Source organism: Streptococcus mitis, assembly GCF_965111735.1.
In the GTDB taxonomy this organism is placed as follows: domain Bacteria; phylum Bacillota; class Bacilli; order Lactobacillales; family Streptococcaceae; genus Streptococcus; species Streptococcus mitis_DR.
This window is the reverse complement of the sequence record NZ_OZ217346.1, coordinates 81,126-103,315: the sequence shown is the minus strand read 5'-3', so window position 1 is coordinate 103,315 and position 22,190 is coordinate 81,126. Positions and strand designations below refer to the sequence as shown.

The 22,190-nt window shown below is 40.7% G+C and carries 24 protein-coding genes and 1 pseudogene; 3 read left to right on the top strand and 22 right to left on the bottom strand.

All coding sequences use genetic code 11. The annotated features are described in order from the left end of the window. Positions 1-59: 59 nt before the first annotated feature. The 19 genes from ACLV7W_RS00510 to ACLV7W_RS00420 form a co-directional block, all read right to left on the bottom strand. Positions 60-371 carry a hypothetical protein gene (locus ACLV7W_RS00510; RefSeq protein WP_038804255.1) on the bottom strand — a complete coding sequence of 104 codons (312 nt, stop codon included), beginning with the start codon at positions 369-371 and terminating at the stop codon, positions 60-62. Beyond that, on the bottom strand, positions 364-699 hold the full coding sequence (locus ACLV7W_RS00505) for a hypothetical protein (protein WP_261064580.1): 336 nt from the start codon (positions 697-699) through the stop codon (positions 364-366). The genes ACLV7W_RS00510 and ACLV7W_RS00505 overlap by 8 nt, the downstream gene beginning before the upstream one ends. Positions 700-715: 16 nt before the next feature. Continuing rightward, positions 716-1,156: a hypothetical protein gene (locus ACLV7W_RS00500; RefSeq protein ID WP_007520128.1), complete on the bottom strand. Its 441-nt coding sequence runs from the start codon at positions 1,154-1,156 to the stop codon at positions 716-718. A gap of 313 nt (positions 1,157-1,469) precedes the next feature. Further along, the gene (locus tag ACLV7W_RS00495) at positions 1,470-1,712 is read right to left on the bottom strand and encodes a hypothetical protein (protein ID WP_411865245.1); all 243 of its coding nucleotides are present in this window, start codon (positions 1,710-1,712) and stop codon (positions 1,470-1,472) included. A gap of 19 nt (positions 1,713-1,731) precedes the next feature. Then, on the bottom strand, positions 1,732-2,094 hold the full coding sequence (locus tag ACLV7W_RS00490; RefSeq protein WP_038804258.1) for a hypothetical protein: 363 nt from the start codon (positions 2,092-2,094) through the stop codon (positions 1,732-1,734). After that, on the bottom strand, positions 2,081-2,284 hold the full coding sequence (locus tag ACLV7W_RS00485) for a hypothetical protein (RefSeq protein WP_038804259.1): 204 nt from the start codon (positions 2,282-2,284) through the stop codon (positions 2,081-2,083). Before ACLV7W_RS00485 ends, ACLV7W_RS00490 begins: the two co-directional genes overlap by 14 nt. Beyond that, positions 2,277-2,825, bottom strand: coding sequence for a hypothetical protein (locus ACLV7W_RS00480; protein ID WP_411865244.1), 549 nt, complete (start codon positions 2,823-2,825; stop codon positions 2,277-2,279). Before ACLV7W_RS00480 ends, ACLV7W_RS00485 begins: the two co-directional genes overlap by 8 nt. Positions 2,826-2,890: 65 nt before the next feature. Further along, complete coding sequence (locus ACLV7W_RS00475; RefSeq protein ID WP_411865928.1) at positions 2,891-4,393, bottom strand: primase C-terminal domain-containing protein; 1,503 nt, start codon at positions 4,391-4,393, stop codon at positions 2,891-2,893. Between the two features lie 14 nt (positions 4,394-4,407). Further along, positions 4,408-4,923, bottom strand: coding sequence for a modification methylase Sau96I (locus ACLV7W_RS00470; RefSeq protein WP_411865243.1), 516 nt, complete (start codon positions 4,921-4,923; stop codon positions 4,408-4,410). Positions 4,924-5,028: 105 nt separating this feature from the next. Next, the gene (locus tag ACLV7W_RS00465; protein WP_411865242.1) at positions 5,029-6,063 is read right to left on the bottom strand and encodes a sensor histidine kinase; all 1,035 of its coding nucleotides are present in this window, start codon (positions 6,061-6,063) and stop codon (positions 5,029-5,031) included. After that, positions 6,060-6,758: a response regulator transcription factor gene (locus ACLV7W_RS00460; RefSeq protein WP_004269678.1), complete on the bottom strand. Its 699-nt coding sequence runs from the start codon at positions 6,756-6,758 to the stop codon at positions 6,060-6,062. Before ACLV7W_RS00460 ends, ACLV7W_RS00465 begins: the two co-directional genes overlap by 4 nt. A gap of 124 nt (positions 6,759-6,882) precedes the next feature. Next, entirely contained in the window at positions 6,883-9,600 is a 2,718-nt protein-coding gene (locus ACLV7W_RS00455; protein WP_411865241.1) for an SSURE domain-containing protein, read from the bottom strand. A gap of 115 nt (positions 9,601-9,715) precedes the next feature. Next, complete coding sequence (locus ACLV7W_RS00450; RefSeq protein ID WP_411865240.1) at positions 9,716-10,732, bottom strand: glycosyltransferase family 2 protein; 1,017 nt, start codon at positions 10,730-10,732, stop codon at positions 9,716-9,718. Between the two features lie 176 nt (positions 10,733-10,908). Then, positions 10,909-11,574, bottom strand: a complete 666-nt coding sequence (locus tag ACLV7W_RS00445; protein WP_001283910.1) for a potassium channel family protein — start codon at positions 11,572-11,574, stop codon at positions 10,909-10,911. A 13-nt stretch (positions 11,575-11,587) separates the two neighbouring features. Beyond that, the gene (locus ACLV7W_RS00440) at positions 11,588-12,967 is read right to left on the bottom strand and encodes a TrkH family potassium uptake protein (RefSeq protein ID WP_261051708.1); all 1,380 of its coding nucleotides are present in this window, start codon (positions 12,965-12,967) and stop codon (positions 11,588-11,590) included. A gap of 33 nt (positions 12,968-13,000) precedes the next feature. After that, positions 13,001-13,765 carry a nucleoside phosphorylase gene (locus ACLV7W_RS00435; RefSeq protein WP_411865239.1) on the bottom strand — a complete coding sequence of 255 codons (765 nt, stop codon included), beginning with the start codon at positions 13,763-13,765 and terminating at the stop codon, positions 13,001-13,003. A 272-nt stretch (positions 13,766-14,037) separates the two neighbouring features. Next, entirely contained in the window at positions 14,038-14,661 is a 624-nt protein-coding gene (locus tag ACLV7W_RS00430; RefSeq protein ID WP_000361928.1) for a TetR/AcrR family transcriptional regulator, read from the bottom strand. Positions 14,662-14,700: 39 nt separating this feature from the next. Next, positions 14,701-15,783: an ABC transporter permease gene (locus ACLV7W_RS00425; protein WP_136937408.1), complete on the bottom strand. Its 1,083-nt coding sequence runs from the start codon at positions 15,781-15,783 to the stop codon at positions 14,701-14,703. A gap of 1 nt (position 15,784) precedes the next feature. Continuing rightward, the gene (locus ACLV7W_RS00420; protein ID WP_000734673.1) at positions 15,785-16,501 is read right to left on the bottom strand and encodes an ABC transporter ATP-binding protein; all 717 of its coding nucleotides are present in this window, start codon (positions 16,499-16,501) and stop codon (positions 15,785-15,787) included. Positions 16,502-17,114: 613 nt separating this feature from the next. Between ACLV7W_RS00420 and ACLV7W_RS00415 the strand changes: the two genes are divergently transcribed. Then, entirely contained in the window at positions 17,115-17,348 is a 234-nt protein-coding gene (locus ACLV7W_RS00415; RefSeq protein WP_049487693.1) for a hypothetical protein, read from the top strand. 247 nt (positions 17,349-17,595) lie between these two features. Here the strand turns inward: ACLV7W_RS00415 and ACLV7W_RS00410 are convergent, their stop codons facing one another. Next, complete coding sequence (locus ACLV7W_RS00410) at positions 17,596-18,813, bottom strand: carbohydrate-binding domain-containing protein (protein WP_411865238.1); 1,218 nt, start codon at positions 18,811-18,813, stop codon at positions 17,596-17,598. A gap of 228 nt (positions 18,814-19,041) precedes the next feature. Between ACLV7W_RS00410 and ACLV7W_RS00405 the strand changes: the two are divergent. Together ACLV7W_RS00405 and ACLV7W_RS00400 are read left to right on the top strand one after the other, a co-directional pair. After that, a pseudogene (locus ACLV7W_RS00405) lies at positions 19,042-19,822 on the top strand (polyphosphate polymerase domain-containing protein). Continuing rightward, entirely contained in the window at positions 19,815-20,498 is a 684-nt protein-coding gene (locus ACLV7W_RS00400; RefSeq protein WP_084887348.1) for a DUF4956 domain-containing protein, read from the top strand. Before ACLV7W_RS00405 ends, ACLV7W_RS00400 begins: the two are co-directional and overlap by 8 nt. 156 nt (positions 20,499-20,654) lie before the next feature. Here the strand turns inward: ACLV7W_RS00400 and ACLV7W_RS00395 are convergent, their stop codons facing one another. Next, positions 20,655-21,212 (bottom strand): sugar O-acetyltransferase, encoded by a 558-nt coding sequence (locus ACLV7W_RS00395; protein WP_084925997.1) that lies wholly within the window; start codon positions 21,210-21,212, stop codon positions 20,655-20,657. Between the two features lie 95 nt (positions 21,213-21,307). After that, positions 21,308-22,165 (bottom strand): VOC family protein, encoded by an 858-nt coding sequence (locus ACLV7W_RS00390; RefSeq protein WP_411865237.1) that lies wholly within the window; start codon positions 22,163-22,165, stop codon positions 21,308-21,310. Between the last annotated feature and the right edge of the window lie 25 nt (positions 22,166-22,190).

Here is a 22,190-nt window from a genome sequence, read left to right as displayed (position 1 = left end):
AGATGATCTCCTTTATTCCTGTTTTACTTGCTTTATTATACCAAACTTTTAGCCTAAAATCACTCCTTCATAACACGATTTAACCAGCTAACTGTCAGCTCTTCGACTATTTCTTGTTTCCCACTAACTCCCAAAATAGTTATCTCATTTTTTATTAATAACTCTAAAATTTTGTTCTGCTGTTCCTTAATTTCAGTCAAACTCTTAGAAAAGGCATTGTCATATAAATTCAAGCCATCTAATTGACAAATTTTTTCCAGCTGAGCTAACATAAACGCATTGAAAGAAGGAAAATTTTGTTCCTTTTTCATCATATGTAGCTGAATAAACATATCTTCTGGTATATTGCGAATAAGTAAATCTTTAGTCATCACATTCTACCTCCCCTTCATACTCTAGCCAACGTGAAATATGATCGCCATAACAATCGATCTTTTCGTTGAAACTATCTAATTGTTCTGTTTGTTTTTGAACTTGGTTTTGAATATGGTCTGAAGCTAATTTCATATTTTCCAAATGAGCTACATATAATTCTTGAGCTCTATTGAATCTCCCAAATTCAATTTTTTCACGCAAAATTTGAAGTAAAAACTCATTAAAAGATTTTGCTTTTTTCTTTTTAGCAAGTGATTTTAAATAATCAATTTCCAGTTGAGTTAATCCACGAATTTTTAACTCACTTCGTTTTCCGTTAGTCATTTATTATCCATCCTTTCTACTCCACCAAAAAATCATAATGCCTCTTACTTTTCAATTCAATATAATCTGCAAGTACGAAATAAAACTCATTCTCTGGCGTTCCTTTTGACCGTTCCTCCAATTCATGTAAAACTTTTAAACTATCTGGTGAACGAATTAAAAATTCTCGAAATTGTTCAATAGTATCTCTAGTATTTTCTCTATACAACTCTGTCCGACTCATTAATAATTCTTGAATCAAACTGAGTTGATTTTTAACTATTGTTTCAAAGCTTTCATCGTAATCCGTTGACCGTAAAAAGCTCTTTATTTTCATAACACCCTGAGGGGAAATGTATGTTACACCACCTTGTTTTTTGATATCAATATCCTCCAATTTTTGACGGTGATATCTAACTAAACTTTTTGTAATCCCCAACTCTTTCGCAACTTCTAACATCGTTTTCCAATTATCCATAAACACACCATTTTCCAAATTAATTTTTATAGAGTGAAGCAGGGGGAAATTTGACCATATTTTGACTAGGCAAATTGCCTACCTTTTTCCTCTCCTATACCTAATAAAAGAGCATAAGGGAAACTGTTACCACATCCTGTGATAAGTTGATAGTATCAACGTTTCTAGTGTCCCCAATTTTCTCGGCTTCGCCTACTTTTACATACTTACAAATTGCCCCCTCCCACATCATACACACACTAAAACACACTTATAAACATCAACTTTTCTCCTAATTTCTGTAAAATATATTGTTCTAAACTGCCTAATTTTATTACTTTTTTATATTCTTTTTAAGTTGTTTTCTCTCTTCTACGGATAGGATTGTGACTCGTTTAGGAGCAACAGACAAGAATAAAATTACACCCGCAACTGAAGCTGGAAACAACCTGACTTTATTTTTCTTTGAAGATGATTGAAGTTGTATGTAACAGATTGGATAAATTAAAAGCCATGCTAGGAGTGTCATTACAAAACTATATAATATTGCTTCAAAAATTCTAAAAATTAATTCCATTTTTCTATCCTTTATTTTTTTATTTTAATTTCAACTGTGTGATTTCTTCTTTCATATTTTGATACATTTCCATAATATGTTTAAAAACTATCGGATCAAAATTTTTATACTTCTCAACAATTGGCAACATTGGAAAACCATCTATTTTTTCAGAATTCAGATATTGAGTTACAATTGTTTTATCAGTTATCAATGACGCTACTCTTACTAAAGCAGGAATACTCGTTATTACTTCCTGATTCTGATAAAAAGTTATCATAATATCGCCAACTTTTAAATTTAAATCCTCAAATTGTTCCTCCGTCACCTTGAAATAATAAGCCAATTCTTCCTGTCCTAATCCAGTCAAATAATAACCTCGAATAATTTTACAACACTCCATAATCCCCCTCCTTCACAAATCGAAATGGTGCATCGTAGTATTTATAGTTAGTCGCCGTCTCTTTTTGTTTGGGCTTCTGATAATGATCTAAAAATTGACGAGCTAGACCTTTTGTTTCAAATACTACTATCACATCATCGTGACGAATAAAATCACCATTATAAAAACTGAAGATTAGCCATTTATCCATTTTTACCCTCCTTATAAAATGCCCAAGACATCAATTGATTATGATACTTTATCTTGTCTGTTATACCTTGTAAACGCCCCTCTTCATCCACCACACAAGGAATTCCCTCACGTGTAATATAATGACAAAGCGAAGAGTAGTTCAATCTCAATTTCCTTGCAATTTCTTTCCTAAATAAACCTTGATGCGCCAACTTTCTAATCTCTTTCCCATACTGAGTAGGCACATTAGGTAGCCCTAAATCACTCCTTTTATGACACACAGAATGATAAGAACGACCAAGTAACCTAGCTTGTTCTTTCACAGTCATTTTCCCACTCATTCTTTTTAAAGCATTAATTTCCCAGTCGGACCATTTATCCAATAGTTTAGTTTGAGTTCCCTCTTTTCTCAATTGATGAACTTTCCCTCTAACTGCAGATGCAGTTCTTCCTAGATACATCGCTACGGTAATACAATTGTCGCCGTCAGGATCTTCTGCAAACATTCTTACATAGTCTATTTCTTCTTGTGTCCATCGACGACACTCTTTTTTATTCATTCTTTTCCCTCCAGTATCATAGATATAATGTAATGGCAGTCTGGCTATTAAATTTTTTCCTACTTTTATCCCACATCCTCCTCAAATAATTCTCCTTGTACGACATGTTTTAAGCCCTCCTGTACATGATAAATAGTTTGGTTGATAATCTTTCTAGGTATCTTCAAAAGATGCGTAAGGGTATCTAAATAGGCCTTTTTAGCATCTTGTTTCTTTTGCATAGCCGTTAAGATTATCATTCGAATAGAGGCTAATATTAATCCCCCTCCTCGCCCTTTTTTAACTTGTAAAAAAATTTTATGCTTCTCTACCAGTCTACGTAGAACGATTTTTAAGCTAGAACTGGCAATTCCAAGAGCAATCTGTAAGTCTTTTTGTGTCACTTTTAAAATAGTTTGATCTTGATTCGTTCTCTCTGTGATGTAAAACATAATATCGTCTTCCCACTCGGAATAATGACTATTCTTTCTGTCAGCACGTTTCTTCTTAAACTTGTACCAACGTTGCTTCACAAAGAGATCTGAAGCCTTGAGTTCCTGATTGACCCATGCTTTACATAAAGTCATTACATAGTCACGACTAGCAGCTTCATATTTTCCTGAGTAGGCGCTTGTGATAATCTTATGATATTCAACTGAAGAGAGTGGTTCGTCTAGATTTGCATTAAAACTAGAAAGAACTTCCTCACATTCTTCCTGATCGATTCCTGAAGAGAAGTTGGCTAAAGCCAGCGTGAAAAGAACGTTGTTTCTTCCCATCAAGGCTTTTCCACCTTTGATATTCCCCTCTCTCATCAACAATTGATACCAAGGCTCATCAATCTGTTTCACCCCTTCAGAGCCCGAAATAACCGTCAAATTGGGCTTTTTACTTGGGAAAGGAAGTTCTGATTGCTTCATTGACCAATCTAACCACTCCTGGAATGAATAGGTATAGTCAGGTTCAAAGAATTCGACATTATCGGTTCGAGGAATACGAGCAATCCCAAAATGGTTACAAGTCATATCTACTGGTAAAGTTTGAGCAAAGTAATTTCTCAAATTTTGAGAGATAGCTTTAGCCACCTTTACCACTCGAAATTGGGAATGAGCTGTAACATAAGCTGATTCTGAGAGGACAAAATAGGCTTGAAATCCCTTATCAGATTTTAGAATCAACGTTGGCATAAAACCTAGCTCCAGAGAAGCGGTTAAAATATCTCCTGTCGTCATTTCTTCAGCTGCAGAGGTAATATCGAAGTCAATGTAAAATGTGTTAATCTGTCTAAGATTATCTTCAGAGTGCCCGCATGTAATCCGTCGACCAGCATCACTATAGCTTCCGTAGCAATATACGTTAGGAGTCCAGTGTGTAAACTGATCCTGGTTCTCCAGCAATGATTCAACAGAGGTTAAAACAACACCACGTGCCTTCACCATATTCGCTTTTGAACGATAAGCAAATACAGAGCCTCGTCTTCCTTCTTCAGCTGAAGAGATGAGCTGTAAATGGCTATTCTTAAATTTTTGAGTTCTTAATCCGTCTTTTGTGATGATGGATAAGCATTTTAATAAATCAATCTTTTTCATGGTTTTTAGGATTCTCATATCCCTTCCTCATTGATTCTCATACTATCAGGTAGCTTTTTACTTGGTAAACAGTAACCTTCAGATAAGTTCCCCTTGCTATAAAATTCAGGACTATTTGTCATGATGTGATCACTTCTTCTCCAGCCTCTACGAAGTTGTTTGTAAGATAAAGAAACACGCTTCTCAATCTCTTTAAAACTAAATCCCAGCTTCAAATAGGTTGTGACAATAGCATTAGCATGTTCTTTAGACTCTTCGCTTCTTGTTCTTCGCTGAAAGTTAATCTGCTTATCTTCTTCATTTAACGCTATCTGATAAGCAATAAACAACTTACGCATTTCCATAATTTTATGTTGCCAGTCCAAACTGTAAGATTGCCCTGAATATCGATTCACTAGCTCTTTAACAGGCTGTTTAAATTTCTTCTGGAGAGAATCAAACTCCCCAAGATCTGAGAATGGATCAATAAATCCTAATGGTTCATAATTTAATAATTGTTCTAGTAATTCCTGACGTCCTACTCGTTCCATATCAAATCCCCCATTTCTCAGCAAATAAAAAAGAGAGAGAACATTTCTGTTCTCCCTCACAGGAAAATTTGATTCAATCTAAAAACTCTTACCACTTACTAGGCTTTATTTTAGGTTAAGAAGGAGGGTAAAGGTGCTTCCGAGGCCGTACTGGCTGCTGACTGTGATTTCTCCACCCAATTGATGGGCCAATTCACGCGCAATCGCAAGTCCTAAGCCATGGCCACCCGTTTTCATGTTACGAGAAGTTTCTACACGATAAAGACGTTTGAAAATATTCTCCAAATCCTCTGGAGCAATGCCCTGTCCCTCATCAGTCACACTGATTGAAAGCTGGTTATTTTCCAGCTTAGCCACCACTTCCAACTTGGTTCCTGGAGCCGAGTATTTAAAAGCGTTATTGACCAGATTCACCAAGATACGAGAAAGTTTGGCATAATCTCCTTCAATCCGGGCAGACTCTGGGATTACCTGCAAATGCACATCTCGTTCCTCCTGCTCAATCAAGAACTGAAATTCACTCATGCACTCAATCAAGAGCTGGTCCAGAAAAATACTGTCCTTACTGGTCGTTTCGACCTGATTTCTAGCTGTGTTTAGGGTCAAAAAATTCAACTCCTCAACCAGTTTATTGAGTCTTTCAGTCTGGCGTCCAATGGTTGCTAGATAATGGTCCTGTTCTCCTTCCTTGATAACCCCATCCAAAATCCCTTCTACCGTCGCTTGGATTGACGTGATAGGGGTCTTGATATCATGCGAAAGTTGAGCAATCATCAAGCCCTTTTCTCGTTCGCTTTCTTCCAAGGAATCAAAGGTGGCCTGCAAATCATGGGACATTTCATTGAAAGCTTGGCCTAATTGTTGAAATTCTACAGGGCCTTGAACCTCCAGATTTGATGGAAAGTCCTTATCCGCTACCCGCTTGGCATGTTCCTTGAGTTTGCCCAATGAAGTAAAGACCGGCGATAGGAGAAAGAGACTAATCCCAGCACCGATAAAACTAGCCACGAGAGTCATACCCACTAGGAAATAAATTTCTCTTTCTTCAATTAGCATTCGCTGGATGGCCCAAAAAACCACGATAATCGTTAGGAGTGTTGAAATGACATACCCCACTAAAATATAACTTTTTAATTTCATTGACTACCTCGTGCTTTCTCAATTTTGTAGCCCAAGCCCCAGACGGTTTTGATGGTCGGTGTTTCTGCACTAGCATGTTTAGCCAACTCCTGTCGAAGAGCATGAATATGAACATTCAAGGTATTGGTATCATCCACATAGTCTTCTTGCCAGACCTTTTCATAGAGGTCTGTCTTAGAGAAAACCCGTTCTGGATTACTAACTAAAAGCCATAGAAGTTCGAAGGATTTGACGGTCAAATCAAGCGCCACATCTCCAACTTGGACCTCATGGCTACCGTGATTCATCCGTAAGTCCCCGAGACTGACGACCTCTGTCTCACCTCCACGGTGAAGGCGACGTAAGATATTGTGGACACGCAAAACCAGCTCACGTGGACTAAAGGGCTTGGCAATAAAGTCATCTGCCCCTAAGCTCAGGCCATAAATCTTGTCCTGCTCGCTGGTCTTAGCCGTGATAAAGAGAAAAGGCTGATCTGGAGATTGATACTGAACCTCACTAATCAAATCATAACCATCCATCCGAGGCATCATGATATCTGTAATAATCAAATCAATTGGTTTTCGCTTGAATATTTCTAAGGCCTCTACTCCATCATGGGCCACCAAAACCTGATATCCTGCCTGAACCAGATAGCGTTGATGAATATCTGTGATTTCTACCTCGTCGTCAACGAGTAAAATTGTCTTTCCCATCTGTCTCTCCTTTGAAAAAAAACAGTGCTATACCACAATAGTATAACACTATTTTTATCTCTTTACGAACATTCTAATCGATATCTGGATTTTTCAAATCCTAGATAGAAAGTCTGTAACTAGACTAGTCATTTTCCTCTTTTTTAGCTTTCAAACCGAGTCCACCTAGAAGTCCGGCCAAGGCGAGTCCAAAGAATCCAAGAGTAGCCATTGATGTTTGGGCTTCACCAGTATATGGAAGCATGTCTTTTTGGTCTTTCATTTGATCAGCCATCATTGGACTTAATACCTTGTTAGTAGATGCCATCTTGCCTTCATCAGACATTTTGCTTGAGGCTGCTGGAGCTTGAGCTTGAGCTTGTTTCATGCCTGGTGTTGCCATAGGCTGGCTATCATTCATGGTTTTGTCCTGCTCTTTGTTAGGCATCATCTTATCCTGACTAGCAGCTGGCATTTGGGATTTCATCTCATCTTGATTGGCACTAGGCATTTGAGCGTTCATATTAGATGCATCTTGATGACTATTCATCATTGGAGCCGGCATAGCTGAACCATTAGAAGATGGGACGAAACCTGACTGCATCGGAATCAGAGACTGTTGGCCATTCAAGTTCACTGTCAAATCCTTAGTCGCTACGAGATTGCTCAAATCGGCCTTGCCGTCCTTCGCACCGTACACTTTGATAGTGGCTTTATAACTTTGTGTACCATTTTGTTTCAAGAGGTCTAGAAGCTCTTTATCAGATTTACCTTGGGTACCGGCCAAATCCACTTCATAGAAGTAAAGTCCTTTGCCCAATTTTTCTACTGGTGGAAGAGCTGGATTTTTAGCTGAGCCGTTGTCTGACCATGGGGCCTTGTCAGAAGCTTTCAAGATAAGACGAGTTAACATACCGTCACCGGCGAAGAACTCGTAAGGAATAACTTGGTTGACACCAGCTGTGAATGGGCCTGGGAAATTGGCTTTGTCCAAGTAAGAGGCTGGAACATCCACTGTGTCTTTAGTATTGTCGGCTACGCCTTTTTGGACTTCAGCTGGGGTAGTTAAGCCGTTCAAGTTGACATCCAAATCCTTAGTCGCTACAAGGTTGCTCAAGTCTGCCTTGCCGTCTTTCGCACCGTACACTTTGATAGTAGCTTTATAACTTTGAGTGCCGTTTTGTTTCAAGAGGTCTAATAAATCTTTGTCTGATTTACCTTGAGTTCCTGCCAAGTCTACTTCATAGAAGTAAAGACCTTTGCCCAATTTTTCTACTGGTGGAAGAGCTGGATTTTTTGCTGAACCGTTATCTGACCATGGAGCCTTGTCGGAGGCTTTCAAAATCAGACGAGTCAACATACCGTCACCAGCGAAGAATTCGTATGGAATGACTTGGTTGACACCAGCTGTGAATGGGCCTGGGAAGTTGGCTTTGTCCAAGTATGTAGCTGGAACATCTACTGTGTCTTTAGTGTTGTCGGCTACGCCTTTTTGCACTTCAGCTGGAGTAGTCAAGCCGTTCAAGTTGACATCCAATTCTTTTGTTGCTACGAGATTACTCAAATCTGCCTTGCCGTCCTTCGCACCATAAACCTTGATAGTTGCTTTATAGCTTTGAGTACCGTTTTGTTTTAAAAGGTCAAGCAGCTCTTTGTCAGATTTACCTTGAGTACCGGCCAAATCCACTTCGTAGAAGTAGAGACCTTTCCCCAATTTCTCAACTGGTGGAAGAGCGGGGTTTTTAGCTGAACCATTGTCTGACCATGGAGCCTTGTCTGAGGCTTTCAAAATCAGACGAGTCAACATACTATCACCAGCGAAGAATTCGTATGGAATGACTTGATTGACGCCGGCTGTGAATGGGCCTGGGAAGTTAGCCTTTTCCAAGTATGTAGCTGGAACATCTACCGTATCTTTGGTATTGTCGGCTACACCTTTTTGCACTTCAGCTGGGGTGGTTAAGCCATTCAAATTGACATCCAAATCTTTTGTTGCTACGAGATTACTCAAATCTGCCTTGCCATCTTTAGCACCGTACACTTTAATAGTAGCTTTATAACTTTGAGTTCCGTTTTGTTTCAAGAGGTCTAGAAGCTCTTTATCAGATTTACCTTGAGTTCCTGCCAAATCCACTTCGTAGAAGTAGAGGCCTTTGCCCAAGTTTTCTACTGGTGGAAGGGCAGGATTTTTTGCTGAACCATTGTCTGACCATGGAGCCTTGTCTGAGGCTTTCAAAATCAGACGAGTCAACATACCATCACCAGCGAAGAACTCGTAAGGAATAACTTGGTTGACACCAGCTGTGAATGGCCCTGGGAAGTTAGCTTTGTCCAAGTAAGAGGCTGGAACATCCACTGTGTCTTTAGTATTGTCAGCTACGCCTTTTTGAACTTCAGCTGGGGTGGTTGCTGGTTGAGCTTCATTTACTTCACGGTCTTGTCCAGAAACTGTAGGAGCAGGATTTGTTGCAGGTTTAACCGCATCTTCTGTTTCTTTCTTAGATTCTGGTTTTGCTTGCACTTCTTCTTTTGGCGCTACCACTTGGTCTTTATCAGCTACATTCACTTTTTCTGGAGAGCTTGTAGCATCCAAGCTTGCTTTAGGTGTTGAGTCTACCTGTTCTGAAGGGAGAGCTGTATCAACTGCTTCTTTGAGAAGTTCTACTGGTAAGTAACTCTTTTCACTCACCGAAGCAGCGTCTGGCACAACTTGAGCAGGGGTCGGATTGACCACATCGGCACGTACAGAACTTGGCTGACCAACTAGGACAAAGACGCCACTGGCTACAACAACTGAGGCAACACCGACACTGAGACGGCGAATAGACCAACGAGTATATCTTTGATTTGGATTGAATTTCATAGGATTCTCCTTAGAGTTTTTCTTTATTTGATGACTCTAGTATAATCTCCTAAAATTAAAAAGGATTAAGAAAAAGTTAAAATTTTTCTTAAATCCCTCTTATAAAATACTTATATTAATTAAATCCATAAACAGACTTGGTGATTTGATAAACGACATTGGAAAGTTTGCGGGCTGGCAAGACTGAATGTTTGGTCAAACGGCTCAACATGGTCTTCCGAATAGCCTGAAAGACCTCTGGATTTTCCTGCTGAATATAGGTCCACAGCTCCCGTTTTTTGGCCAGATGCTCTGCTGTGCCCGCTCGATTGAGCAAGGCACTGGAAATCACCGTCGTAATTTCAATATGATTCAACAGATATTCTCGCATTTTTGGATGACTCACTTGGGACAAATCAAGCTGGTCTACTAAAAGACGATTAACCTTGAGTTGCTGGTCAATGCGCTTAATCATCACTTGCTCATTGACAGACTGGTCCTCACGCCCAATTAAATAACGATAGAAATCGACAGGCAGATAGTACATAGTCTTGACCTGCTGAAGGGGGGTAAAGACAAAGAGATTATCGACATAAAAAGTATGCTCAGGCAGTTGGAACTGGCTCGCTCGCAACAAATCTGTCCGGTAAATCAGCGAGTGCATCATGATATACTGGCCTTTTGAGAAATTTCCGACCTGATCCCAGCCAAAAATCTGTTGGACAGGCAAGACTGACTCATAACTCATACTCTTCTTACGAGACTGACCTTCCTTTTCATAGACAAAATTGGTCACAAAGGCATCAACTTCCTGCCCCTCACTCTCTAGTTCCTGCAAGGTTTCAAGAATTTTTAAATAGGCACGAGGATCTACCCAGTCATCACTATCAACTACTTTAAAATAACGACCAGAAGCCTCCGCTAAGCCGCAATTGACGGCACCCCCATGGCCCTTATTTTCCTGATAGATAGCTCTAACGATGTTAGGATACTTGCTGGCTAAACGCTCAGCGATTTCCTGAGTCGGGTCCTGAGACCCATCATTGATAATCAAAATCTCAACTTGCTCACCACCAATCACTAGCGACTCCACGCAGTAATGAAGATAGGCTGCGGCATTATAGCTAGGAATGGCGATAGACAATAACTTCATAATCTACTCCTTTAGGGGACTGATTTTTTCTTACTCTCTTGTCACTTCTTTCTATTTTACCATAAAGTCCAGTTTTTGAAGGACTTTTACTAGAATGCAAGAGGTTCTAGTCTCAATTGGAATACAGGTCTCTCTATTTCCTATCTTGAACATTAAAAAAGAGGGAATTTCCCTCCTTAGGAATTTAACTCTGCCAAATCATCTAGATATTGGTTGTTAATGACCGCCAAGATATAGGCATCTGCCCTCAAGAGATCATTGGGACCAAACTGGACATCTAGCGGTGAATTTTCTTGTTCACGAAATCCTAGGACATTGAGGTTGTATTTGCCACGTAGATCTAGCTGGCTCAGGCTTTGACCTGCCCAGACACTAGGAATCTTCATCTCCACGATAGACACATTTTTATCCAGCTGAAAGACATCAACATTGTTATGAAAGAGAATGGTCTGCGCTAGAGACTGCCCCATTTCATACTCAGGTGAAATCACCGAGTCAGCACCGATTTTTTCTAGCACCTTCTTAGCTGTCTGGCTTTTGACCTTGGCAATAACCCTTGGTACCCCTAGACTCTTACAATGCATGACTGCAAGCACACTCGACTCTAGATTTTCCCCTGTTGCCACTACAACCGTATCACAGGTATCAATTCCTGCAGTTCTGAGGAGTTCCTCATCTGTGATATCGCCAACAACTCCACGCGCCAAAACAGGCTCAAATTGATTGATTCGCTCAGCGTGGTCGTCAATGGCAATGATATTCATATCTTGCTTGGCGAGGGCTGTCAGGACACTACTCCCAAAAATCCCCAAGCCTAAAATTCCAATAGTACGATCTGACATCGTTCTTCCTTTCTTATCCAATACTAATATCTGCTTTCATATACTGAATCAAATCTTTCTTATCCGGCTGGTAATCCGCTAGACTAACCAGCAAGGTCAAGGGACCGATACGGCCGATAAACATGAGCAACATGACAATGCTGAGGGCTAGCTTGCCCAATTCTGGTGTCAAATTTGCCGTTACCCCAACTGTCGCAAGGGCGGAAATGGTCTCAAACATGAGGTAGATAAAACGCGGCGTTCCTTCTGCCGTAATTCCCAGCAACATCAAGCCCAACAAGAAGGTCATCAAAAAGATAATGAAGACACTAAAGGATTTTTGGACTGTTCGAGCTTCAATGGTTCTCTGCGCAACATTGGCATGAGGCAAGCCCAGCAACTCACTACGAGCAAAGACCAACAAGACAAAGAAGGTCGTAATCTTGAGCCCCCCAGCCGTTCCTCCAGGCGCCCCACCCAGAAACATCTGTAGGATATAGATAAACAGGGTCACAGGCCGAGCTTGGGTGTAGTCAATAGAGGCAAAACCAGCCGTTCTCATGCTGACGGTTTGGAAAAAGCTAACCAGCACTTTCTCTGGAACACTAAGATTGCCAATGGTTCCAGGATTATGCCACTCTGTAAAGAGTGTGGATACTGTCCCAAACAGCAAGATCCCTGCTGTCAAGAAGAGGACTAGTTTAGTGTGGAAACGCAGACGGCGTTTTTTCTTCTTGTCAAACTGGGTTGCCAAGTCAAACCAGACCATAAAGCCAAGACCACCTGTGATAATCAAGCCAGCAATGACCAGACTGATCAAGGTATCCGTCTGAAAAGCCACTAAACTGTTACTGCCGAAATTATCAAAACCAGCATTACAAAAGGCTGAAATGGCTAAAAAGATAGAGGTGAAAATGCCTCGTCCCCAACCAAACTCAGGAACAAAACGGAAACTTAGTAGGAAGGCCCCCAAGCCCTCCACCAGAAAAGTCGTCAAAAAGATGGACCGCATAAAGGCCTTCAGTGACCGAGTCTCCCCGTAACTAAAACTCTCCTGAATGGTTTCACGACTGCGAAGACTGAGCTTTTGCTTCCCCTGAATATAAAAGACCCCGATAAAGGTCATAAGCCCCAGACCACCAATCTGGATCAAGAGCATACAAATCAACTGACCCCAAACATTATAGGTTGTAGCCACTGGTTGCGTAAAAAGGCCGGTCACACAGACCATGGACACCGTCGTAAAAAGATGGTCAAAATAAGTAGCCTGCGAACCACTTGCCTGGACAAAAGGCAAACTCAAAAGGAAAGAGCCTATAAAAATAACTCCAGCGAAACTTAAAAAAATGCGACGAGCAGGCGAAAGTCCGCCAAAGACCCTTTCAAGTTTTTTCACAAATAATTTGAATAACATACATCCATTGTACCATAAAAAGAAGGAGAGTAGCTAGATCTGAGAGGCTATCTCAAGGCAGAGTTCCAAGGCCTTTTCGAAAGCTTCTGAACCCCAGTCACGACTATCGTACTGGTCCAAGTCAGCTAGAGAATCTGCTGTAAATAACAGCTCTCCCCAAAGGACCTCACGCAATTGAGCTACTGCCGCAAGTGCAGAACACTCCATCTCCACAACAGCACAGCCTTCCTCCTTGCGATAAGCCACCTTTTCAGCCGTTTCTCGGTAAAAACCATCTGTGGACCAGGTCATGACTTCTTCATAGGGAATCCCTCTGACTTCCAAAACTCGCTCAATAGCAGCAATAGCCTCTGGCTGAATTTCCATATAACGAGAAGGGGCCACATAGTGATAACTGGCTCCTTCATCTCGCAGAGCCCGAACAGGGACTAGAAAGGCATTTTCTTCTATATCAGTCAGCACACCACAGGTTCCAGCGGAAATAATCTGCTCCACACCATATCCAATCAACCAATCCATAAACTGGGCTGCTGGAGCTGAACCAACAGGAGCCTGAGCCAGACAAATTTCCTCGCCCTTATAGTTCACGACATAGACTGGATAGGTCTTGGTGGCAGAAACGAATTCGCCGACACAGTTCGCCCCTACTTCCCTCGCATAACGGTCAATCTCCTCACCTAAAAAAGCATAGACACACTTCTTGGGCAAGTGCAAGTCCAGCCCCTCGTGATCAGGCATGATGACCGCCTGAGGATTGTCATCAAACTCTAAAATAGGAATCGCGTGTTTCTGAATCATAACCTACCTCCTCTAATTTTGTACTATTGTATCAAAAGCTGACAGAGTGTCAAGGAATTCTCTTTAGCAAGCCAGAAATCTCCTCTTCCATACACTTGAGAAATCGTTGCACCGCTGGAGAAGTCGGTTTCTGTTTTGGCAAAGCGATTGAGGACTTATGAAGAATACAAAATCCAACAACAAAAAAGACATGAATCTGAAATAAGCAGAACATGTCTTTTTTAGCTTGTTTGAAAGTCAAGTAAATAAATCTTAGCTCTTCTAGAACTCCCTTATTTCCACAAACCACCTAAAATCTGTTTTTCTAATAAGTCTAGGTCCTCTTCCTTTATTTCTCCGTTGTCGCTAACGATATAAAGTTGAGCGAAGTAAGCCAACAATGGACCAACACAAATACGAACCATTTGAGGAATCGTTAACTCTGGATTTACACGTGGATCTGCTAGCAATTCTTTATGAAGCACTCGAAGTTTATCTTGAATAGCATTCCAGATAAAAATCTGTTCATTTTTTAGTTTCTTATTTGAAAAACTCTCCTGCAGAATGATTTTCATCAAAGCACGATTTTTTTTGAGATAGCTCATACGATCGTGGACGAGATAACGAACCCTCTCTTCTGTCGTTTCAAAAGCTAAGAGTTCCTCAACAAAACTACCGAAAATGCCTGGGACTACAGGATGTAAAATAGCCGTCAGTAGATCATCCTTCGTCTTAAAATACTTAAACAAAGTTGCCTGGCTTAGTCCAGCACGCTCAGCTATGTGAAGAGTTGAGGTCCCATGGTAACTCCTAGTTGATATGAGATCCACTGCTGCCTGCATGATTTTTTTCTTTCCTTGAGGGTAATTCGCTTCTTCTAAGTAATCTTCAAACGATTCAAAAACAGTCTTATCCATCTAATCTTCACACCTTTTTAGCATTATTTATGTTGATTTCTAAACTTTACGATAACGACGCAATCCAACAATATTGAGAATTGTTAAAATGATCAAGAAAATCATTAAAACACCAAGATTTGGCAAAATATCACCAAGATTGTGTCCGTAAAGAATAATCTGGCTTATTGCATCACCAGAATAGGTTAATGGCAAAAATTTCCCCACAGTTGGAGCCCATGCTCCCATGGATGACAATGGAATAATCCCTGAGAAAAAGAGTTGAGGCATAATCACGAGAGGAATAAATTGCATCATTTGGAATTCTGATTTTGCTAGAGTAGACAAGAGAATTCCAAAAGCTAGTGCTACAAGAGCCAGTACCACATTAACTATTATAACATTTAAAATATTTCCTACAACTTCTACATCTAGTAGCCAAATTGCTGCTAAGACGACAACTGCCGTTTGAAAAATCGCAATAATACCGTAAGACAACATATAGCCATAGACAATTTCAGAACGTTTCACTGGGGTTGCTAACAAGCGATCCAAGGTTCCACTTGTGCGCTCTTTCAAAAGTGCCATACCAGAAATCAAAAAGACAAAGAAGAAGACCACAAAGCCAATTAAAATTGGAATCATACGTGCAAAGAATCCAGTATTTTTATCTCCATATTGGTAAGATTCTTTGATTTCAGGCGCCTTTGCATCTAATTTCAATTGTGGAAGATCTTGTTTGATACGAGATAGTAACTGATCGGTGCCTTCACTGGCGATACTTGTTCGTAACACTTGTCGTATCATAGATGTCTTGGAGGCATCTGTATTTGCGTAGTCGACCTGATACTCACCGTCTTTATAAGAAATCACAGCATCGACTTTTTCATTTGCTAGCGCTTCTTTGGCCTGATCTAAGTCTTGATAAGTCTCGATGTCCACATGATCAAGCTCATCCATTTTCGTTATCAAACCAGTTGGTAGATCTTGTGTCGCTAACTTGACATTCACGGTTGTACTAGCTGAAAACATGAGGTTCATCAGCCACATAATAAATACCGGCGCTACAAACATCATAGCCAAGGTTCGTTTGTCACGAAGCAATTCTTTGATAACTTTTTTAGCAATAGCAATGGTTCTCATCTTACTCTCCTTCTGCTTTCAAAAATACTTCTTCAATACTTGAAACTTGATAACTTTCTTTTAAGTGTTGCGGTGTATCAAAAGCAATGATTTTTCCACCTAATAATAAGCCGACCTTATCCGTTAACTCTGCTTCATCCATAACATGGGTAGTAACTAATATCCCAACCCCATTGTCTCTAAGCGCGAATAATTCTTTCCAGATTTTCTTCCGAAGAGAAGGGTCGATTCCAACTGTCGGTTCGTCCAAAATCAAGAGCTGAGGATTCCCCAGAAGCGCGATGGCTAAAGACAAGCGTCGCTTCATTCCTCCAGAATAACCGGATACCGTTTTATTCAAATGCTCTGCCAGATCCACAACTTGAGCCACATGGGCAATTTCAGCTGTCAGATCTCTTTTGGATAGCCCTTTTAGCTGACCAAAAAATTCCAGATTTTCTTGACCTGACAAAGCCTCATATAAGGCATCTGACTGGGCCATATAACCAATATCTCCTAAAATATGACGATTGGGCATAGTATGATCCAATACCAAAGCAACCCCTCCGTCAGCTTTTTCCATCCCTAACATAGTCTTAATCATAGTCGATTTACCAGCACCAGACGGACCTATTAAGCCTATAATTTCTCCCGGCTGCAATTCAAAGCTGACATGATTCAAAACCATTTGACGACAAAAAGACTTATCCAAATCTTGTAAATGTAGCAATTTTTTCATATGCTTCCTCCTAGGTGAGTGTTTACTCACTTACTGAATATAGACCTATTATAGTGAGTGTTTACTCACTTGTCAAGAAAAAAGTTGAAATTCTTTAAAAAATAAAGCACCAGATTCGTATCTGATGTTTATAATGCACATGTCTTATTTCTAAAAATGTTTTTGAACTTCCTCTCTATACTCCGAAATGGTCTTTTCTGTCCACTTTTTAAAGGCCTATTTTCCCTCTACTTTTCTCGGCTAATCCAACCATCGTCATTGCTATCGCAACTCTAATGACCTTGGTAATGGGAATTCATTTTACTCATTTTTATATGAAACAGACTAAGAAATTTTCAAGACCTAATTGAAACCAAATTAGCCCTTGGAAGTCAAAAAATCCTCGAACTCTACGCTGACCGTCTAGCAGAATCAGACCAAATGCGGCATGGCTTTCTAAGAATTCGGTTAAGGGACGTAACCTACAAGCTGCTTACGTGGATGGATTTACTTTGAGAGATTTCTTCGCCTTCAACCAAGGACTAAATAAAATGGGTGACCAAGCACTTCCTTTTAAAATTCACCCTGAACATTTTGTATTTGCTGGAGTTCACGGTGGACAGGAAGTGAGGAGTTGATTGGAGAGTACGGTCAACCAACTTATCAAAAAATCTTTATCAGTCTAGATACTGAAAAAACAGGCGTTCCGGATGTCGATACAAAAATTTCTATGGCAGGTGATACTGCTACTCTCATGTCCGATACAAGCCTTGATATCAAGATGTATGGTATGCATCAGTTCAAGATGAAAAAAGGTGGACTCCGCATCAAATTAGGCGTCTTTTCCCCAGAAGCAACCCCAAGCTAGATGGAGCTCGGTCACCAAGAACACCTAGCAGTTGAATTTTTCAATTCCCTCACAATCGCCTACCAAAACAAAACATTTAAGGGAAAACTACTCAATACCTTCTTAAAATTCAAGAAATTCAAGTAAACAAAAACGGGTGACTGAACAATTTAGCCTTTGAAAGCTACGATTATAAAACCACTCGCAACATATGAATCTACGATACAAAAAGGATAACATTGCTCTTAGCAATGCTATCCTTTTTTGTTTATCCTTGTCCGCCAGGGGCTGGACCGCCGCCTTGAGGTCCCTCACCAGGTCCACCGCCTCCAGGCATAGAGTTCACAATATCAGTTTGTTTTTCGCCGTTGAGATAGATATCTCCACCTGTATAGGTCGCTGTTCCATCAAAGTCAAAGCCTGATTGACCAATCATTTTAATGGTTCCACCTGTGACCGTGATATTGCCATTTGAGTCAATCGGATCTGTGTCCCCTTGACCGACTTCTACAGTTAGATTACCACCTGTCATGGTAAAGTAAATATCGCTTTGCTGAGCATTTTTATTAGCTGCATTGACCCCATCATCTGTCGCGTAGACATTGATATCACCACCATTAATCGTAATGGCTTTCCCTTCAATTCCTTCAGTCGAATTCTTGACGGTGTAAGTACCGCTGTCAATCACTAGGTTACCAGAAGCGTGAATACCGTCATCTCCTGCTGTGACTGTTATGGTATTGTTAGCCAAATACATATTGCCGACAGTCATATCCTCATCATTGTCAACTTTGACACCATCTTCCTTGGCATCGATGGTCATGGTCGTACCAGTGATATTGAGTTCATCATTAACATTAAAGGCATCGCCAACTGCTATGATGTTATAGGTTCCACCCGTGATGTGGAGGGTGTCGTTGGCCTTGATACCATTGTTCTTCTTGCCATCTACATTGAGAGTTCCTTTCCCGTTGATGGTCAAATCCACCTTAGAAAAGAGAGCTGCGTCTGCTTTTTCGTCGCTGTTAGAGCTTGAGTCAGAGAGACTGTTGGTGGTTCCCTCTGCTAGAGTTAAGTAGACGTGGCCAGCTGATGTCGCTGAAATCGCTGCATTGGTATTGGTCATGGTCGCACCTTTTAGGACTAGATGAACATCTGCCGACTTATCTGCCTCGACCTTGATTTGCACTCCGTCAGACTGACCTGAAATCACATAGGTCCCAGATTTTGTGATGGTCACTGTTGATCCAGAGACGTTTGCTGATGAGCCAGATAACTCAATCTTAGAAGCTGTACTTTCATCATAAGAAGTATCATAGTCCTTCTCAGTAAAATAGGAAGATTGACTGTTTTTAGTTAAAGTTGTAATAGCAGTGGTATCTGCCGCTGCAGTTGTACTTGACTTGGTCGTTGACTGCCCACAAGCTGTCATCAAAGTCAGAGCTGTTAAACTGGTTAAGATTAGGGTCCATTTTTTTGATTTCATACTTTTTCCTCACCTTCATTTAGCTTGAGCTTAGTTTACAGGGGAAGTCTGAAAAAAATCTAAACTTTTTCTGAAAATTTTCTTAAGTTCAGTTTCAGTTAAGTTATCTTTAACAAAAGTTTTAGGAAAATTCCATAGACTAATCACAAGCAAGTTCAACTTGCCCAGACACACCTATCTGCTAATAAGATAGCGTACTAAAATAGTTTGATAAAGGAGACAGGATTTATGAAACCAATTGAAACAAGCTTTAAACGAATCGAAACCAAATATGTCGTTGCCAAGGGTGACTTGGCTAATTTAATAGAGGACTTAAAAATATACCTCGTAGAGGATGATTATCCAACTTCGACCATTTCTAACATCTACTTTGATACAGAGCAATTTGATATGATTCAGGAGGATGGCCAAGGTACTAAGCGCAAAGAAAAGATTCGGATGCGAACCTATCTCAGTCAAGTCCAGCCTGATAGTCAGGTATTTTTAGAAATCAAATCTAAGGACAGAGCTGGTGTCGGACGAAAACATCGTCTCTTATCGACTCCCCAGTCTATCACCCAGTTTATGACCAAGGGACAGCTGGATAGCAGTATCAAGGATCGAATGATGATTGAAAAAATCCAGCAACTCCAAGAGGAATATCAGCAAGCCATTATCCCTCGTATGTATATATACTATGACCGTTTTTCTCTCAAGGAAAAGAAAGAAAGAAATTATCGGTTTTCCCTACAATAAAATTCGTATCACCATTGACCAAAATCTAACCTATCGTGATGATAATGTCAGTTTATTCTCAGGAAAGGACGGTTTCCCTCTACTAAACGAGGACATTGTCATCATGGAAATTAAAGCTCCAGGTAGAAAACCCCAATGGCTACAAGATATTCTCGACCAATATGGACTGGTAGAGCAGAAATTTTCAAAATACAGCTGCGCCTACCACAAGTCTCAAGGGCTGGACTATAGCCCACGACCAAGCACAGAAAGTGTAGGTACTACTTATGTCTAATCTTTTTAATTCTATCTTCAACGACACAACTGCCACTGCAAATCCTATCCAGCTCTTTCTGGCTCTCTTGGTCAGCCTGATTTTAGGTTTGGCGCTGACCTGGGCTTACAAACACCGTACTCTCTATACACGAGAATTCGCTGTCAGTTTGACCCTACTCCCCTGCTTGATGACCTTGGTCATCTTTCTGGTAAATGGCAGCCTAGGAACCTCTATCGCCGTTGCAGGAACTTTTAGCCTCATTCGTTTTCGTTCAGCTACCAGTGGTTCACGGGAACTAATTGCTATCTTCCTTGCCATGATTATCGGGCTAGCAGCAGGGACAGGCTACCTAGCTCTAGCTATTCTCTTCACTGTCTTTATCTTAGCGGTATGGCTTCTTTTAGAGAAGCAACAAAGCAAGAGCAATCACCAACGTCGCAGGCTATTGACCATCACAATTGCGAACCAAGAAAATCAACTTCAAACTATCCAATCTGGACTATCACAATTCTGTACTGAGTTAGACCTCATCTCGATTGATACTAGCAATGATGGAGAACAAGTCACCACTGTCTATGAAATGGATTTCAAGGCTCAAACAGACGATTTTCAAATCATCAATTATCTCACTAAAGAACAGGATACTTACCAGGTTTCCCTGACCAAGAATGCCAAGAAGAGAAAGAATTTATAGAACTTCTTGCGTAAAATCTAAAAAGAATCCAGGTAAACACTCAATAGTAAGAAGAAAAAGTCAATCTGATTTATGATAAAAGACATCATATCAAATGTTTAAAAAACGTTGATATGATGCTTTTTTCTTATCTTAAAAACTATTTGCTCAATCGCTTTATTTCACAGGTATTTCCTTAATCACGCGCGCAGGATTGCCAGCTAAAACAACATTGTCGCCAAAGGACTTTGTAATCACGGCCCCTGCTCCAGCAACAACATTATTCCCCAGTGTCACTCCCGGAAGGACAATGACACCACCTCCAGCCCAGAAATTATCTCCAATAGTGATGGGCTTGCCGTATTCGACCCCTGAATTGCGTTCCTGCGGATCTAGTGGGTGGAGGGGAGTTAAGAACTGACAGTTGGGACCAATCATAGCATTGTTACCGATGCGAATGGGGCAGACATCCAGCATGGTCAAGTTCCAATTAGAATAAAAATTTTCCCCTAGATGGATATTGACTCCATAGTCGACCACCAGGCGTGGATTAACATAGAGATTTTTCCCAGTCGAACCAAACCAAGTCTTGACAATCTCCGCCCCCTTCAAGGGATCTTCTTCCTTGTTAAAAGCAGACTGTTTTTGGCGAGAAGCCTGAGCCAAGTCTCGCAATTCTGGATCCGATGGACGGTAAACCTCTCCCGCTATCATTTTCTGGTATTCACTGGTCATTGTTTTCTTCTCCTTGTTCTCTACTATCATATCAAATTTTCTACATATCTGACTAGAATAAGGAGCACTTCCTACAATTGATACTCTGATTGTCATCATATCCTGTCTAAACGGATACGAGTCACAATTCCATCTGGGTCTGTGATTTCCAACTGGCTCGATGTCAGCCACTTGATTGGTGCGTCAACTTCTTGTGTTCGTTGCGCAATCGTTAGCAGTTCTTCCTTACTCGCAACCTCAATGACATAATAGGCTAAGCCTGGCAAGCCTTGCTTACGCGAAGCCAGATCTTTTCCTCCCCATTCGTTGACTGCCAAATGATGATGATAGTCCCCAGCTGCAATCCAACTAGCACTAGGCACACTGAATTTATCCTCTAACCCTAACACCTTTTGATAAAACTGGCTGTACTTTCGACTATCCTTGACGGAAAGATGAATATGCCCCATTCTCGTACCTTCTGCCAGGATAAAGGGCTCTACTCTTTCCCCCAACTCATAAATGTCCTGCGCCGCAAGAGCCTCCGTCACTCCGATAATGCGTCCATCTTCTCGAATATCCCATGTGGAAACCGGCTTATCTCGATAGAGTTCAATGCCATTTCCCTCCAAATCCTGTAAGTAAAGGGCCTCACTGTAACCGTGATCTGCACCGCCGACAAGAGAAATCTGTAAATCTGTCAGGTGTTTTAAGACATCTGCCAAAGCCTTGCGTGTCGGCAAAAGAATAGCCAGATGGTAAAGACCATAATGTTCCCTTACTTCATCGCTCTCTTGTGCTTGAATCAAGTGTACCAAGGCTTTTCCTCCAAGTCCCAGAATGACCTCTGTCTCAGTTTGAGATAAGATTTCTAAACCAATAACTTGCTGATAAAAGGCTGTTTGACTTGCCAAATCCTTTACATTTAAAACTGCCTCTGCCAAATAAATGTGACTCTTGTATTCATAGGTCATAAATGGTTCTCTTTTCTCATTGTAA

What these genes read in the sequence shown, in the direction of transcription:
- ACLV7W_RS00500 (WP_007520128.1), bottom strand. Translation starts at nt 1,156, where the DNA reads ATGGATAATTGGAAAACGATGTTAGAAGTTGCGAAAGAGTTGGGGATT.
- ACLV7W_RS00510 (WP_038804255.1), bottom strand. Translation starts at nt 371, where the DNA reads ATGACTAAAGATTTACTTATTCGCAATATACCAGAAGATATGTTTATT.
- ACLV7W_RS00465 (WP_411865242.1), bottom strand. Translation starts at nt 6,063, where the DNA reads ATGAAATTAAAAAGTTATATTTTAGTGGGGTATGTCATTTCAACACTC.
- ACLV7W_RS00470 (WP_411865243.1), bottom strand. Translation starts at nt 4,923, where the DNA reads ATGGAACGAGTAGGACGTCAGGAATTACTAGAACAATTATTAAATTAT.
- ACLV7W_RS00445 (WP_001283910.1), bottom strand. Translation starts at nt 11,574, where the DNA reads ATGTCAGATCGTACTATTGGAATTTTAGGCTTGGGGATTTTTGGGAGT.
- ACLV7W_RS00420 (WP_000734673.1), bottom strand. Translation starts at nt 16,501, where the DNA reads ATGAAAAAATTGCTACATTTACAAGATTTGGATAAGTCTTTTTGTCGT.
- ACLV7W_RS00425 (WP_136937408.1), bottom strand. Translation starts at nt 15,783, where the DNA reads ATGAGAACCATTGCTATTGCTAAAAAAGTTATCAAAGAATTGCTTCGT.
- ACLV7W_RS00455 (WP_411865241.1), bottom strand. Translation starts at nt 9,600, where the DNA reads ATGAAATTCAATCCAAATCAAAGATATACTCGTTGGTCTATTCGCCGT.
- ACLV7W_RS00400 (WP_084887348.1), top strand. Translation starts at nt 19,815, where the DNA reads ATGTCTAATCTTTTTAATTCTATCTTCAACGACACAACTGCCACTGCA.
- ACLV7W_RS00480 (WP_411865244.1), bottom strand. Translation starts at nt 2,825, where the DNA reads ATGAATAAAAAAGAGTGTCGTCGATGGACACAAGAAGAAATAGACTAT.
- ACLV7W_RS00505 (WP_261064580.1), bottom strand. Translation starts at nt 699, where the DNA reads ATGACTAACGGAAAACGAAGTGAGTTAAAAATTCGTGGATTAACTCAA.
- ACLV7W_RS00475 (WP_411865928.1), bottom strand. Translation starts at nt 4,393, where the DNA reads ATGAAAAAGATTGATTTATTAAAATGCTTATCCATCATCACAAAAGAC.
- ACLV7W_RS00485 (WP_038804259.1), bottom strand. Translation starts at nt 2,284, where the DNA reads ATGGATAAATGGCTAATCTTCAGTTTTTATAATGGTGATTTTATTCGT.
- ACLV7W_RS00450 (WP_411865240.1), bottom strand. Translation starts at nt 10,732, where the DNA reads ATGAAGTTATTGTCTATCGCCATTCCTAGCTATAATGCCGCAGCCTAT.
- ACLV7W_RS00390 (WP_411865237.1), bottom strand. Translation starts at nt 22,165, where the DNA reads ATGACCTATGAATACAAGAGTCACATTTATTTGGCAGAGGCAGTTTTA.
- ACLV7W_RS00395 (WP_084925997.1), bottom strand. Translation starts at nt 21,212, where the DNA reads ATGACCAGTGAATACCAGAAAATGATAGCGGGAGAGGTTTACCGTCCA.
- ACLV7W_RS00495 (WP_411865245.1), bottom strand. Translation starts at nt 1,712, where the DNA reads ATGGAATTAATTTTTAGAATTTTTGAAGCAATATTATATAGTTTTGTA.
- ACLV7W_RS00460 (WP_004269678.1), bottom strand. Translation starts at nt 6,758, where the DNA reads ATGGGAAAGACAATTTTACTCGTTGACGACGAGGTAGAAATCACAGAT.
- ACLV7W_RS00410 (WP_411865238.1), bottom strand. Translation starts at nt 18,813, where the DNA reads ATGAAATCAAAAAAATGGACCCTAATCTTAACCAGTTTAACAGCTCTG.
- ACLV7W_RS00430 (WP_000361928.1), bottom strand. Translation starts at nt 14,661, where the DNA reads ATGGATAAGACTGTTTTTGAATCGTTTGAAGATTACTTAGAAGAAGCG.
- ACLV7W_RS00490 (WP_038804258.1), bottom strand. Translation starts at nt 2,094, where the DNA reads ATGGAGTGTTGTAAAATTATTCGAGGTTATTATTTGACTGGATTAGGA.
- ACLV7W_RS00440 (WP_261051708.1), bottom strand. Translation starts at nt 12,967, where the DNA reads ATGTTATTCAAATTATTTGTGAAAAAACTTGAAAGGGTCTTTGGCGGA.
- ACLV7W_RS00435 (WP_411865239.1), bottom strand. Translation starts at nt 13,765, where the DNA reads ATGATTCAGAAACACGCGATTCCTATTTTAGAGTTTGATGACAATCCT.